At 69.4% G+C, this 12,575-nt stretch carries 13 protein-coding genes; 5 read left to right on the forward strand and 8 right to left on the reverse strand.

Annotated elements, in window-relative coordinates; all coding sequences use genetic code 11:
- The first annotated feature begins 290 nt into the window (after window positions 1–290).
- Window positions 291–608 (forward strand): BolA family protein, encoded by a 318-nt coding sequence (locus DQW50_RS00005; RefSeq protein ID WP_112077292.1) that lies wholly within the window; start codon window positions 291–293, stop codon window positions 606–608.
- Window positions 609–705: 97 nt separating this feature from the next.
- On the opposite strand, the gene DQW50_RS00010 is transcribed toward DQW50_RS00005, so the two are convergent.
- The 5 genes from DQW50_RS00010 to DQW50_RS00030 all read right to left on the reverse strand — a co-directional run bounded on the left by DQW50_RS00010 (window position 706) and on the right by DQW50_RS00030 (window position 5,841).
- Window positions 706–1,374: a molybdenum cofactor biosynthesis protein B gene (locus DQW50_RS00010; protein ID WP_112077293.1), complete on the reverse strand. Its 669-nt coding sequence runs from the start codon at window positions 1,372–1,374 to the stop codon at window positions 706–708.
- A gap of 52 nt (window positions 1,375–1,426) precedes the next feature.
- On the reverse strand, window positions 1,427–1,840 hold the full coding sequence (locus DQW50_RS00015; RefSeq protein WP_112077294.1) for a hypothetical protein: 414 nt from the start codon (window positions 1,838–1,840) through the stop codon (window positions 1,427–1,429).
- Between the two features lie 108 nt (window positions 1,841–1,948).
- Window positions 1,949–2,137, reverse strand: a complete 189-nt coding sequence (locus DQW50_RS00020) for a hypothetical protein (protein WP_112077594.1) — start codon at window positions 2,135–2,137, stop codon at window positions 1,949–1,951.
- A gap of 140 nt (window positions 2,138–2,277) precedes the next feature.
- Window positions 2,278–4,458: a PAS domain S-box protein gene (locus DQW50_RS00025; protein WP_112077295.1), complete on the reverse strand. Its 2,181-nt coding sequence runs from the start codon at window positions 4,456–4,458 to the stop codon at window positions 2,278–2,280.
- Between the two features lie 144 nt (window positions 4,459–4,602).
- Window positions 4,603–5,841 carry an NAD(P)/FAD-dependent oxidoreductase gene (locus DQW50_RS00030; protein ID WP_112077296.1) on the reverse strand — a complete coding sequence of 413 codons (1,239 nt, stop codon included), beginning with the start codon at window positions 5,839–5,841 and terminating at the stop codon, window positions 4,603–4,605.
- 163 nt (window positions 5,842–6,004) lie between these two features.
- Here DQW50_RS00030 and DQW50_RS00035 point away from each other — a divergent pair, with 163 nt between their 5' ends.
- Window positions 6,005–6,601: a DUF6149 family protein gene (locus tag DQW50_RS00035; protein WP_112077297.1), complete on the forward strand. Its 597-nt coding sequence runs from the start codon at window positions 6,005–6,007 to the stop codon at window positions 6,599–6,601.
- A gap of 33 nt (window positions 6,602–6,634) precedes the next feature.
- Here the strand turns inward: DQW50_RS00035 and DQW50_RS00040 are convergent, their stop codons facing one another.
- Window positions 6,635–8,158: an FAD-dependent oxidoreductase gene (locus DQW50_RS00040; RefSeq protein ID WP_112077298.1), complete on the reverse strand. Its 1,524-nt coding sequence runs from the start codon at window positions 8,156–8,158 to the stop codon at window positions 6,635–6,637.
- Window positions 8,159–8,163: 5 nt separating this feature from the next.
- Window positions 8,164–8,871 carry a GNAT family N-acetyltransferase gene (locus tag DQW50_RS00045; protein WP_112077299.1) on the reverse strand — a complete coding sequence of 236 codons (708 nt, stop codon included), beginning with the start codon at window positions 8,869–8,871 and terminating at the stop codon, window positions 8,164–8,166.
- Window positions 8,872–8,979: 108 nt separating this feature from the next.
- On the opposite strand from DQW50_RS00045, the gene DQW50_RS00050 reads away from it, so the two are divergent.
- Complete coding sequence (locus DQW50_RS00050; protein WP_112077300.1) at window positions 8,980–9,594, forward strand: class I SAM-dependent methyltransferase; 615 nt, start codon at window positions 8,980–8,982, stop codon at window positions 9,592–9,594.
- Between the two features lie 15 nt (window positions 9,595–9,609).
- On the opposite strand, the gene DQW50_RS00055 is transcribed toward DQW50_RS00050, so the two are convergent.
- Window positions 9,610–11,028, reverse strand: a complete 1,419-nt coding sequence (locus DQW50_RS00055; RefSeq protein ID WP_112077301.1) for an ATP-binding protein — start codon at window positions 11,026–11,028, stop codon at window positions 9,610–9,612.
- Between the two features lie 107 nt (window positions 11,029–11,135).
- On the opposite strand from DQW50_RS00055, the gene idi reads away from it, so the two are divergent.
- Together idi and DQW50_RS00065 are read left to right on the forward strand one after the other, a co-directional pair.
- Entirely contained in the window at window positions 11,136–11,732 is a 597-nt protein-coding gene (gene idi / locus DQW50_RS00060) for an isopentenyl-diphosphate Delta-isomerase (RefSeq protein ID WP_112077302.1), read from the forward strand.
- Window positions 11,733–11,761: 29 nt separating this feature from the next.
- A complete protein-coding gene (locus tag DQW50_RS00065) occupies window positions 11,762–12,517 on the forward strand; it encodes a DUF2064 domain-containing protein (protein ID WP_112077303.1) in 756 nt (251 codons plus the stop codon).
- The last annotated feature ends 58 nt before the right edge of the window (window positions 12,518–12,575 follow it).

Raw genomic sequence — 12,575 nt, forward strand, 5'->3', positions numbered from 1 at the left:
CGATCCCGATCGTCATCGCCGAGACCAGCCCCAGGTCCTTCGCCAGCTCCTCGTCCCCGCTCACGAGCGCCCCTCCGTCGTGACGTCGTCGTCGACGATCGACACGACTCGCTTCGAACTACGCGGGGTCATGGGGGGCACTCTCTCGGCAAGGGATTTAGTCCGTTCGTTCGTCGATCGGACAGTGGATGCGTCCGCCGAGCGCTCCTGAAGTGTCCTCCGCCGTCCGTTTCGAGTCGGTCCCGCCCGGTCCCGGTCCGTTTTTGCCCGTCCACGTCGGAGGGAACGTTATGACCATCGACACGGAGACGATCGAGGAGCTGATAGAGTCGGGGATCCCGGAGTCGGTCGCGCGGGTGAGCACGCCGCGGGTCCACAACGACGAGGACGAGGACGCCCACTTCGCGGCGGTCGTGGTCTCGCCCGCCTTCGACGGGGAGTCGCTCGTCGACCAACACCAGCGGGTGTACGACGCCGTCGGCGACCACATGACCCGGTCGGTCCACGCGCTGGAGATCAAGACGTACACCCCCGAGGCGTACGCCGAACACGGCGACGGTCGTCTCGACGACGACCTCCGAACGGCCGGACTGCTCCCGGTCGAGTAGCCGGACGGCCCGGAAAGCTTCCGTCCCCGCTGTCGTCACGGCTCGCGTCCGCCCCTCGTCCGGCACGCCCGAGCGGCTCAGCGGTCGTCGACGCCCCCTACGCCGTATCGGCGTCGTCGTCGCCGTCAACTTCGGTGTCGTCGCCGTCGGACGCTCCCGTACCCCGACCGGCCAATCCGGCGAGATGGCCGATCTCCGGGAGGAGTATCTCCTCGACGCCGAGCCGGACCGCGTTCTCCGAGCCCGGGAGACAGCAGACGACGGTCCCGTCGACGACCCCCGCTGTCGCGCGCGAGCCGACCGTCCGGGTGCCTATCTCTTCGGCGGAGAGCCGGCGGAACAGCTCGCCGAACCCCGGGAGCTCCTTCTCGAAGAGCGGGTCGACCGCGTCGGGCGTGACGTCGTCGGGGGTCACGCCGGTGCCGCCGGTGGTCACGATGGCGTCGGTGTCCCCGCGTCGCGCGAGCCGGTCGACGGTCCCTTGAACCCCGTCGAAGTCGTCGTCGACGAGCTCGCGGACCACGACCTCGTGACCCGCGTCCTCGAACGTCTCCACGATCCGGTCGCCGGAGGCGTCCTCCGAGAGCGACCGCGAGGAGGAGACGGTGACGACCGCGACCGCGACCGCCTCCGCGTCGTGTGCGTGGTGGTCGTGGTCGTGGTCCGCGTGGTGGTCGTGACCGCCGTGCTGGTCGTGGTCGTGGTCCGCGTGGTGGTCGTGACCGCCGTGCTGGTCGTGGTCGGCGTCGTGGCCGTCGTCGCTCATGCCCTGTCGTTCGTCCGCGGGCGTGAAAACGTCACGCGTCGCGGGAGGTCCTTCAGGGCCAGTCGTCGCGGGAGGTCGTCTCGGGTTCCTCGTCCTCGTTCGGCGTCGCGAGGGTCCACCCCGCGGCCTCAGCGGCGTCCTTGACGTCGAGGAACTCCCAGCCGGTCGCCTCGGCGACCGCCACGTCGTCCTCGTCGGTGCCGACGAAGACGTGTCGGTCGGTGTCGAACTGACTCTTGATGTTCTCTAAGCTCTCCTCGACGCCGCGCGGGCCGGAGAAGAAGTCCTGGCGCACGCGGTGTTTCCGGGTGAAGTTCGTGACGACGTACGTCGGCTTCTCGCTCACGACCCCGACGTACTCCGTCCACTGTCGAGCGCCGCTGAACACCGCGTTCGGGTCGGCGAGCGTCTTCAGCGCCTCGAGTTCGAACGCCAGCGTCATGTCGCTTGATCCGCCGCTGTCCATGGCTCACGTTTCACGCCGCGGGCGAAAACGACTTCGCTTCTCGTGCGAGTCGTAGTCGCCGGGTTCGAAGGGGGGACGGGCTCGAAACCCGACGTGGTCGTCGTCGAGTCAGCGGGCGCGGATCCGGTAGTAGTCGGTGAACTTCACCACGTCCCCGTCCTCGAGGTCCGCCGATTCCGGGGCGGTCCGCGGTCGTCCCGCCAGTTCGGCGACTGTCGCCTGTGTCGCGTCGTCGAGCTCGTCGTAGTGGCGGACCCGCGCGTCGGGGGGCACCCTCCCGGTGCGACGCAGGCGCATCCGCCGCCCCTCCTCTCGAAATGCCATGTGTCATCATACACCATGATATATGTTAACTCTTTCGAGCAGGTCGACTCCGGAGCACGACGGGGTCGATGGACGTCCGCCGTAGTCCGCTCGCGAGCCGAACCGTCCGGGAGTCACGGTTCGGCGGTGTGGGCCTCGCGGCGCGGCAGCGTGACCGTCACGACGGTGCCGCGGGGCTCGGCGTCCGCGACCGTCGCCGACCCGCCGGACTGTTGGAGCACCCAGTACACGAGCCACAGCCCCAATCCGCTGCCGTGATACAGCGCGTCGATCGCCCGACCGGTTTCCAACACGTCCCGGTTCATTCCGTTCAATCCGGGACCGTCGTCCGTGACCGTCAACACCACCGTCTCCGCCGTCGTCTCCACGGCGACCTCGACGGACGGGCGCTCACGGTCGTGATGGACGATCGCGTTGTGAACCAGTTCCTCTATCGCTCGGTCTATCCACCCGGTCGCGGACGCGATCGCCTCGCCGTCCGTCGGCGTCGACGCCGAGACGGTCGCCGTCGGGAACTCGGTGGCCGTCGCCGTGGCGAGCTGATCGACCGTCCGACCGACGTCGACCAGCTCCGTGTTCGGCGGGTCGCTCAGCACCTCGGTGATGTGGTGGGCCTTCTCGCTCGTCGTCAGGAGTTGGTCGGCACGCGAGGCGATGTCCGACGCTGCCGACCCGGTGACCGTCCCTGCGTTCCGTTCGAGGACCTGTTCCGCTTGGCCGCGGATCACGGTTATCGCGTTCCGGAGGTTGTGTTGGAGCACCCGATCGACGACCCGGAGCTGGCGGGCCCGGTTCTCGCTGTCGGTGACGTCCCGGAGGACGCCGACGACCCCGGCCGCTTCGTCGTCCTCACCGGGAGCACCGAGCGGATAGTAGCGCACGTCGAACGTGCGTGTCCCCCGGTCCGGATGGGTTCGCGTCGTCCGGTACTCGATCGAGTGCCCCCGGAGCGCGCGGTCGACGTGGCGTCTCACGTCCGGGTACTGGTCACAGTCGACGACGTCGCCGACCGTGAGCCCGCTCACGTCCGCCTTCTCGATGTCGTGGTACGTCCGGTATTGTCGGTTGGCGAAGAGGAATCGACCGTCGTGGTCGACGGCGGCGATCAGGTCCGTCGCGCCGTCGATGGCGTGCTCGAACTGCTCCAGCTCCCGTTCGCGGGCTTTGATGTCCGTCACGTCCCGACAGATCGCGAACGTTCCCGCCAGTTCGCCGTCGCCGTCGTAGTACGGGTACCGCCGCGTGCTGAAGGTCGCAGTGCGACCGCTCCGCTCGAACGTCGGGGAGACTTCGTACTCGGCGACCGTCTCCGTCTCGAGCACCGACCTCCGGCGTTCGTGGATCGTCGCCGCCGTCTCCGAGTCCATGAACGCCGACTCGTCGTTCCCGTACAGCTCCTCACGGGGGACGCCCGCGAACTCGCTCACGGCCTCGTTGAGCAGTTCGAACTCCCCATCGAGGTTCTGTAACAGGATGGGGTCGTCGAGTCGCTCGACGATCTCACGGTACCGTTTCAGCTGTCCCACGGCCGTCTTCCGCTCGGTGATGTCCGTCTGGATGGCGACGAACTGCGAGACGGTCCCCGCGTCGTCGAGAACCGGCGCGATAGTCTGGTGGGCGTAGTACAACTCCCCGTCCTTTCGCCGGTCGACGATCTCCTCTTCCCACACCTCGCCCGCGAGGAGGGTCTCCCACAGCGACGCGAAGTAGTCGTCGGGCATCTCGCCGGAGTTGAGTATCGCCGGCGTCTCGCCGATGGCCTCGTCGGGCTCGTAGCCGGTGTGCTCGGTGAACGCCGGGTTGACGTACTCGATCGTTCCGTCGGTGTCGGTGACGTAGATCGCGTGGCCCGCCTGCTCGATCAGGTTTCGAAACGTCCGGAACGTTCGTCGCCTCTCGCCCCCGGTTCGCTCCCGGAAGGAACCGGTGTACACGCGCTCCCCGTCGACCTCGTGGTCGTGGAAGCGAACCGAGAAGGTGTGGACGTCCCCGTCGGCGGACGCGAGCGGGACCGTGACGTCACCCTCGCCGACGAGCCGTTCGGGAGCCTCGAGACGCGCGTGGAGCGAACACCCGCGTCTCTCGGCGGGTTCGTCGGGAACCACCGACGCGAGCCGCCGACCGAGGAGGTCGCCGGGAGCGTACCCGAGCACGGGTTCGACGGCTGGATTCGCGTAGACGACCCTTCCCTCGTCGTCGAGGGAGATCACCGGATCGGAACTCCCCTCGACGAACGACGCGAGGAAACCGTCCGCGGGCGGGTCCGGCCGGCCGTCGGAGGCGTGACGTGACATTACCGGTCCGGAGACCGTCTCGACGTGAAAAAGTACTGCTTCCTCCGGGAAGGTGAGAAGCCGGCGACGGGAGACCGGTCCGGGGCCGTTCCGGGAGTCGATGGTGGGAGGCCGGCCGAGGCCGACCCGGGAGCCGATGACCGGTCAGTGCTCCGTCGATGCGGCCAGATCGTCGACCGAGAAGCCGGGCTCCATCAAGAGCTCCGTCTGTCCGGTGACGTCGCGTTTCTCGCGCATCAACTGTTTGAACGCCGACTGCGGCGAGAGGTCGCCGATGAGCACGCCGCCGACGATCCGGCCGTCCTTCAGCGCGACGCGACGCCACTCGCCCTCGTCGGTCGTGGCCTCCACCGAGTCGTCGCCGAGCGTCGGGTGCCCGAACGAGAGGAAGGGGAAATCGAAGTGGGTGATGGAGTACGAGGAGACCCACTCGAACTCCTCGCTACCGTACTCGACCATGTTGTATGCGGCGATCGTCCCCTGCTCTTTGGCCGACCCCCACGACCCGTTCTTGGCCTGCTCGCCGAGGACGAGGTCCTCGAAGGTCGTGATGTCGCCGGCCGCGAACACGTTGTCGACGTTCGTTCGCATGTACTCGTCGACGACGACCCCGTTGTCGGTCTCGATCGGCGTCCCCTCGACGATCTCCGTGTTCATGTTCAACCCGATCGCCACGCCCGCGAAGTCGCACTCGTAGCGCTCGCCGTCGGGGTCGACGGCCGCCTCGACGCGCCCGTCGTCGTCGACCTCGAAGCGGTCCACGCCGGAGTCGAACACCGGCTCGACGCCGCGCTCGCGCATCGCCTCGTGCATGATCTCCGCTCCCTCGTTCGAGAGGGCGTACCGCCACCAGGAGTCGCCGCGCATCAGGTACTTCGCCTCCACGCCCTGTGCGCCGCAGATGGCCGCGAAGTCGATGCCGAGTAGCCCCGCGCCGACGATGACCCCCCGGTCGGCGTCCTCGACGCTCTCTTTTATGCTCCGGGCGTCCTGGAACGTCCAGAAGTGGTGGATACCGTCGGCGTCGGCGTTCTCGACCGGGAGCTGTTGGGGAGTTCCGCCGATCGCCAAGAGGAGCGAGTCGTACTCGATGACCTCGTCCTCGTGGGTCCGAACCGCGTCGTTCTCCACGTCGATGTCGACGACGAGCGTGTTCAACCGGAGGTCGACGTCGTGGTCGTCGTACCAGGACTCGTCGTGGATCGATATCGGCGCTTCGGGGAGTTTCCCCTTCGCGAACTCCTTTATCAGGATCCGGTTGTAGAGGGACTCCCCCTCCTCGGTGATGACCGTGATCTCGGCGTCAGGCGCTTCCTCGCGGAGGGTCTCGGCCGCGGAGGCCCCCGAGATCCCGTCCCCGACGATCACGTACGAATCGCTCATGGCCGGCGTTTCGGATTGGGGGTTAATGTGGATTGTCATCCGCGTTGAGAACCGTGATAGTCCTTCGCTCGGTACGCCACGATGCGCTCTCCGTCGGAAAGCCACGTCGTGGAGCCGGCGACGCCGCCACAGATTCAAGGTCGTCCCGCCCGAACGAGCGCGTATGAAGATCCGGCAGAACATCCGCCACTGGGCCGCCAAGAAGGCGCTTACCACCCCTGTCGTCGGCGACGTTGCCAACGAAAAGCTCGTCGACCTCCACACGAGCATCTTCCTCAACAAGGCGGACGAGGAGCGCAGGGAGGAGCGCAGGGCCCACCTCGACGATTTCTTCGACGCGACGATGGACGCGTACGTCGCCGCCCTCGAGGCCGGCTTCCCGGAGGCGGAGGCTCGCGAGATCACCCACGTTCAGGCCAACTTCGACTTCTTCAACCACGGCTGGACGGAGATGATGGAGATCCCCGGCGACGAACTGGAGGAGCACTACCGCCGGTACGAGTCGTTCTTCTCGGCACACGGGATCACGATCGACGACCCGCTCGGGGAGTTCCGCCCGGCCGACGGGATCGCGGACGCGCCCGAGACCCCGGAGCGCCTCGAGACGGCGGAGTACGAGAACGCGCTCGCCGGCTTCGCCGACGACGTGTACGTGGAGGTCGACGACGGCGAGACGGTCGTGGGCGGCGACACCGAGGAGCCCGACGACGTCGACCCCGCCATCGCGCCCGGACTCGACGAGGACGAAGCGAGCGCGTGAGCGCGGCGTCTCGAGACGGATCGACGGCTCCTCTCAGCCCCACTCGAAGCCCGACCCGTCCCGCTCGGGAACCGGATACGCCGTCGTCCCGGCGTCCGTCTCCGCCTCGGAACGCCTCGTCGGTTCCGGATCCGGCCCCGGATCCGGCCCCTGCTCGGAGCGCATAACCGCCTCGGCGGCCGTGACTCCCGCAGCGACCCGCACTGACGGCGACCCGCCGAACGGGTCGACGTGGGTCCCCGGACCGGCGTAGGCGACGCCCGGGACCCCCGCCTCGGCGAGGTCGACCGGCACGCGCTCGCCCGGCGGAGCCGCCACGGCCGCAGTGGGGTCGCGGGCGACACGGACCGACCGGACTCCCTCCCGCGAGAACGACGCGAAGAGGTCTTCGAGCGCCGAGAGCCATCGATCCTGGAGAGCGTCGGCCCCGCCGACGGGTCCCCCTCCGCGACCGACCAGATACGTCAGGTGATCGCCGCCGTACCGTTCGGGGGAGACCAGGTTCGTGTGCGCGAACAGCGTTCCGAACGGGGCGTCCCCGCCGACGGAGAGCGCCCCCGGCTCGACTATCACCCGCCACGAGTCGACGATCGGCCGGTCCGTCGTGACGAGCGCGCACGTCTCGCCGACCGACTCGACGCCGGAGTCGACCCCCGTCACGCCCTCGAGGGTCGACGGATCGCCGGCGACGACCACGCCCGCACACCCGACGACGCGGTCGCCCGCCGCCGTCTCGACGGTCACCCTGACCCCGCCGTCGGAACCCGAACCGCCGTCCTCGGCGTCAACCCCGACGACGTGGACTCCCGTCTCGACCGCCTCCACGCCGATCGACCCGAGGAGCGCGTCCACGAGGCGGTCCATCGATCCGTCGACGTAGCCGACCGCCGCCCCGTGCCGGTCGTGTTCCGCCCGCGAGCGGAGCCACCCCGCGAGCCAGACTGCGGAGACGTCGCCGGCGCGGTCGCCGAACTCCGCCCGAAGCTCCGGTTCGACGTACCCCTCGTAGGTCGCCCGCGACGCCCGATCGACGACGAACGCCTCGGCGGTCGTCGCGTCGAGGTCGGCGCGGGGAGCGCCCCCGTCGTCTCCGACAGCGCTCACAGCGTCGCCTGACCCGACGAGACGCCGAACCCGACGTTCGAGCCGCGCGAGCCGAACCGCGTCGGAGATCCCGGTTCCCGGGTACGCCAGCCGTTCCCAGGGGGCGTCGAACGGGTGGACGACCCCGTCGCGGTAGCGGGCGGTACAGCCGCGGTACCGGACGGTCCGGTCGCCGAGCGGGGGGAGGGCGTCGTCGAGCGAGGGGAGGGCGTCGTCGAGCGGGGAAAGGTCGTCGCCGAGCGAGGGGAGGGCGTCGTCGAGCGGGAGGAGGGCGTCGGCCGACGGGGAGCAGTAGTTCGGGAACCGCTCCACCGGGTCGCCGGCGGTGTCGACCGTGCGCGCACGGCCGCCGACCGCGTCGTCCGCCTCGAACACCCGGACCTCGTGGCCCGCCATGCGGAGCCGGGCGGCCGCCGAGAGCCCGGCGAGCCCGCCACCGACGACGACGTACATGTCGTCTAGGACGGGCCGTCGTCGGTAAGTGTGTTGCGGGGGTCGGCGGACTCTGCGGACTCGGACGACCCGACGGGGTCGGCGGAACCCGCGAGCTCTGGCGGGCCGGCGGGGCCGCCCCCCTCGTCGTCGAGCCGGTCGGCGAGGAACCGGCGAACCGGCTCGGCGTCGTCGCGGTCGCGGAAGACGGCCAGGCCGGCACGGTACCGCTCTGGGTCGTCGCGAACCGGTGCGGGCGCGTCGGCGGGTCGCTCCAGCTCGAGTTCGGCGAGTCCGGTCCGTTCGCCGGTGTAGGCGAACCCACACTTGTAGAGCGCCTCGTAGGCGAACGGGTTGTTGACGGCGATCCGGACGCGCTCGTAGCCCGCATCCGCGAGCCACGAGACGGTCCGCCGGAGCAGTTCGGGGCCGATCCCCTCGCCGCGGCGTGCGACGTGGACGGTGACGTACCGGAGCCGACAGCACGCGGGGTCGGTGCGGTCAGGCGAGAACGAGACGCCAGCGAGGACGTCGTCCTCGAACGCGGTCGGATCGACGGTTTCGGGAAGCGACTCCGCTGGCGTCCAGTCGGGAACGGCGTCAGAGCCGTCCCCGGTCCGGAAGAGCGCCTTTCCGGTCCCGCCGACGACGAACTTCCCGGCGTACGCGAATGCCCGGTAGTCGAGCCGACACGTCGCCCCCTCGCCCGGTTCGCCGGCCACCGTGAACTCCATGCGTGGCGATACGGACGCGGGGCGGTAAACGGTCCCGGTGGGACGGGTGGGGATCGACCGGGGCCGTCGCGACCGGGAGTATAACCCGCCTCGACCGCAACGAACGCCATGTACGGCCTCGGCGACGTTCGCTTCTTCGACCGGATCGCGCCGCTGTACGACCTCGTCATGCCGCCCGCGAACGGCGCGGTGCTCGCAACGGGGTTCGAGCGCGCGGAGCGGCCGATCGACCGAATGCTCGACGTCGGCGGCGGCTCCGGGCGGGCGTCGGCCGCGCTGACGGGGCCCGAGACGACCGTCGTCGACGTCTCGTCCGGGATGCTCCGTCGGGCCCGGACCACACGCGGCCTGTCCGCCGTCGCCGGCGACGCGGGGCGACTCCCGTTCCGCGACGGGAGCGTCGACGCCGTCCTCGTGGTCGACGCGTTCCACCACCTGCCGGACCGGAAGGCCGCGCTCCGGGAGGCTGGGCGCGTGATCGCGCCCGGCGGCGTCCTCGTCGTTCGCGAGTTCGACCCCTCACACCCGCTCGGGCGGCTCCTCGTCGCCGTCGAGCACGCCATCGGCATGGGGTCTCGGTTCTCGACGCCCGACGCGCTCGCGGACGACATGGAAACGGTCGGGTTCGACCCGGCGGTCGTCGATCGCGGCTTCGGTTACACCGTCGCGGGGGTACGCGGCAGCCGGGAAGCCGGTGTGTCCCCCGGCGACTCGTCCGACTAGCCTTACCCCGTCCGGCTAATCCTGCGGGTGGCCGTGCGCGTGGTCGTGGCCCTCGCCGTGGTCGTGGCCCTCGCCGTGGTCGTGGCCCTCGCCGTGATCGTGACCGCTGTCGTCGGTCTGGCCGAGGACCTCCGCGCCTTCGCCGTCGATCATATCCATATTTTTGAGGTTGTCCCGCTCCTCGAAGTCCGCGACCGCCTCCATGACGTCCTTCTGGGTGATCGTCATGCGGTCTTCCGTCAACGCGCCCAACACGGCCTCCCGGAGCACCATCCGGAGGTCCGACCCCGTGAGCCCCGTGGTCCGGTCCGCGACCTCCTCGGGGTCGAAGTCGGCGATCTGCATCTCGCGGGTCACCACCCGGAGGATGTCCGCGCGCATGTCCCGGTCCGGCTTGGGGAAGTTGACGATCTCGTCGAAGCGCCGCCAGGCGGCCGCGTCGAGCTGGTCCGGGTGGTTCGTCGCGCCGATCAGGAGCACCTCGTCGCGCACGAGCGACACCTCGTCGATCGACTTGAGCAGGGTGTTGACCGCGCGTTTTAACGCGGCGTGTTCGTCGGAGCGGCGCGTCTTCGCGACCGAGTCGAACTCGTCGATGAAGAGGATACACGGCGAGAGCCGCTTCGCGACCTCGAAGGTTTTCTCGACGTTCTTCGCCGTTTCGCCGAGGTACTGGCTCGTGATCATCGACATCTTCACCTCGACAAGCGGGATCCCGAGCTGGTGGGCGAGCGCCCGCGAGACCGTGGTCTTCCCGGTTCCCGGCGGCCCGACGAAGAGCAGCTTCCCGATCTCGCGGAGCCCGATGCTCGCGAGGTACTCGCGGTGTTCGATCGCCTTGACGATCTTCTGGATCTCCTCCTCCTGATCGCCGGTCAACACGAGGTCGGCGAGCGTGGTCTCGATCTCCTCTGGCGCGCGGACGTTGACGAGATCGAGCATCTCGCCGTCCTCGTCCTCGTCGAAGTACTCCTCGAGGAGCGCGTCGATCCAGACGCGGTCCGCCTGGATCGGCCGGACGTTGTCCCGCGCCTCCTCGTGGGAGATGGGTGCCTCGAGGCCGTCCACGGCTGTGAGCGCCGCGACGAGCGTCGGGTTCGAGGCGATCCGGTCGGCGTCGGCGTGGTCGCGGTACCACTCCAGGCCCATCTCCGGTTGGGTGAGGGATATCTCGCCCGAGAACTCGGTGTGTTGGGTAAAGAGGAGGTCGGAGACCGCGTCCCAGGGTCGTTCGACGCCGGTCGCCGTTCGGGTGCTGGCGTCGGTCGCCTTCAGCGGGCGCTCGACGCCGCCCGGAGCGTCCTCGACGGCGTCGTCCGACCAGAACACCCGCCGGAACCGGGGCGGGAGGTCGTTCTCGTCGAGGTCGCGGTTCTCGGTGTAGAAGTGCGTGGTCAGAACGAACTCGACAACGTCGAGCGCCGGGTCACTCATCCCCGTTGGGTAGCCGTGGCAGGCGTTTAAGCGCGTCGAACCGCGGGCGGGGTTCGGTTTCCGCGCCGTATCGAACCCTTATTAGCCTCGGTGTGAGACGGGACGGTATGAGTTCCGAGGACGCCACAGCCCCCGATCCCGACGGCGGGGGGTCCGACGCCGATATCGACCACGAGAACGCCGCCCAGGACGTCGTCGCCGTCGACCCCGACGACGCCCCCCAGGGCACCGTCAACCGGCTCGACGCCCACACCGGCGACGGGATCCGCCACCGGGCGTTCACCTGCCTCGTCTTCGATACCGACGGGCGGATCCTGCTGGCCCAGCGCGCGCCGACCAAGCGGCTGTGGGACGGCCACTGGGACGGCACCGTCGCCTCCCACCCCGTCGAGGGACAGTCCCAGGAGGACGCGACCGCGACGCGCCTCGAGGAGGAGCTCGGGATCACGCCAGACCAGTACGACGACCTCCGGGTCACGGACCGGTTCGAGTACAAACGCTACTACCCGAACGAGGGCGTCGAGTGGGAGGTGTGTGCGGTCCTGAAAGTCACGCTCGAGGACACCGACCTCGACCCCGACCCCGCCGAGATCGGTGGACGGATGTGGGTCGACTACGAGCACCTTCACGAGAACCCCGCACTGTACCGCCAGCTTCGCCTCTGTCCCTGGTTCGAGATCGCGATGCGGCGCGACTTCGCTTAGTTGAAGGTGGAGCCGCGACTCCCTCCGGTATGACCGTCGTCGTCGTGTTTGCGAACCCGCCCCGCGAGGGGCTCGTCGCGACCGGGCTGGCGGAGTCGACGCCGCTCTCGACTGCCGAGGCCGCCGACCTGTACGAGGCCGCCTTCCGCGACGCCGTGCTCGCGGTCGACCGCTCCGGCGGCGACCTGCTCGTCAACTATCCCGACGAGGAGTCGATCCCGGAACCCCACCGGACCGACACCCCGCCGGAGGCCGAACTCCGCACGCTGGTGGCCGACACGCTCGGCGGCACCGGGGACGTCCGGTTCGAGCGACAGGTCGGATCGACGTTCGGCGCCCGCGCCGGCAACACCGTCACCCACCTGCTCCGCGAGGAGGGGGCGGACTCGGTCGCGGTCGTGCGCCCCACCGCGCCGCTGCTCTCGCGGACGCTCATCGACTCGGCCGCGATGAAGCTCCGGACGAACGAGGTCGTGATCGGGCCCTCGACCCGGGGGCGGGCCTACTACGCGGGCTTCACCGAGCCGATCGACTTCGAGGGGGCGTTCGATTCGCCCGCGCTGCCGACGATCGCCGCCCGCGGCAGTGACGCCGGCCACGACGTGGAGTTCGTCGGGTCGCTCCCGTCCCTCGAGACGCGCGCCGACCTCCTCGACACGCTCCCGCTTCTCCGGGCACGGTTTTCGGTAGCACGGATCGTCCCCGACTACACCGCGGCGTTCGTCCACGAACACGGCCTCGACGTGGTCGTCGAGGACGGCGAGGAACGGATCGTTCGGGACTGATGCTCGGACGTCCGTTCCGCGCCGGCGACGTGGTTCGCCTACGCCGAGTAACGTCGCC

The organism is Halorubrum sp. 48-1-W, assembly GCF_003287355.1.
Taxonomy (GTDB): Archaea; Halobacteriota; Halobacteria; order Halobacteriales; family Haloferacaceae; genus Halorubrum.

Excerpts from the sequence above, each read along its gene's own strand:
- DQW50_RS00040 (WP_112077298.1), bottom strand. The coding sequence starts at position 8,158 with ATGTACGTCGTCGTCGGTGGCGGGCTCGCCGGGCTCTCGGCGGCCGCC.
- DQW50_RS00055 (WP_112077301.1), bottom strand. The coding sequence starts at position 11,028 with ATGAGTGACCCGGCGCTCGACGTTGTCGAGTTCGTTCTGACCACGCAC.
- DQW50_RS00050 (WP_112077300.1), top strand. The coding sequence starts at position 8,980 with ATGTACGGCCTCGGCGACGTTCGCTTCTTCGACCGGATCGCGCCGCTG.
- DQW50_RS00045 (WP_112077299.1), bottom strand. The coding sequence starts at position 8,871 with ATGGAGTTCACGGTGGCCGGCGAACCGGGCGAGGGGGCGACGTGTCGG.
- DQW50_RS00015 (WP_112077294.1), bottom strand. The coding sequence starts at position 1,840 with ATGGACAGCGGCGGATCAAGCGACATGACGCTGGCGTTCGAACTCGAG.
- DQW50_RS00065 (WP_112077303.1), top strand. The coding sequence starts at position 11,762 with ATGACCGTCGTCGTCGTGTTTGCGAACCCGCCCCGCGAGGGGCTCGTC.
- DQW50_RS00025 (WP_112077295.1), bottom strand. The coding sequence starts at position 4,458 with ATGTCACGTCACGCCTCCGACGGCCGGCCGGACCCGCCCGCGGACGGT.
- DQW50_RS00020 (WP_112077594.1), bottom strand. The coding sequence starts at position 2,137 with ATGCGCCTGCGTCGCACCGGGAGGGTGCCCCCCGACGCGCGGGTCCGC.
- DQW50_RS00030 (WP_112077296.1), bottom strand. The coding sequence starts at position 5,841 with ATGAGCGATTCGTACGTGATCGTCGGGGACGGGATCTCGGGGGCCTCC.
- idi (WP_112077302.1), top strand. The coding sequence starts at position 11,136 with ATGAGTTCCGAGGACGCCACAGCCCCCGATCCCGACGGCGGGGGGTCC.
- DQW50_RS00005 (WP_112077292.1), top strand. The coding sequence starts at position 291 with ATGACCATCGACACGGAGACGATCGAGGAGCTGATAGAGTCGGGGATC.
- DQW50_RS00035 (WP_112077297.1), top strand. The coding sequence starts at position 6,005 with ATGAAGATCCGGCAGAACATCCGCCACTGGGCCGCCAAGAAGGCGCTT.
- DQW50_RS00010 (WP_112077293.1), bottom strand. The coding sequence starts at position 1,374 with ATGAGCGACGACGGCCACGACGCCGACCACGACCAGCACGGCGGTCAC.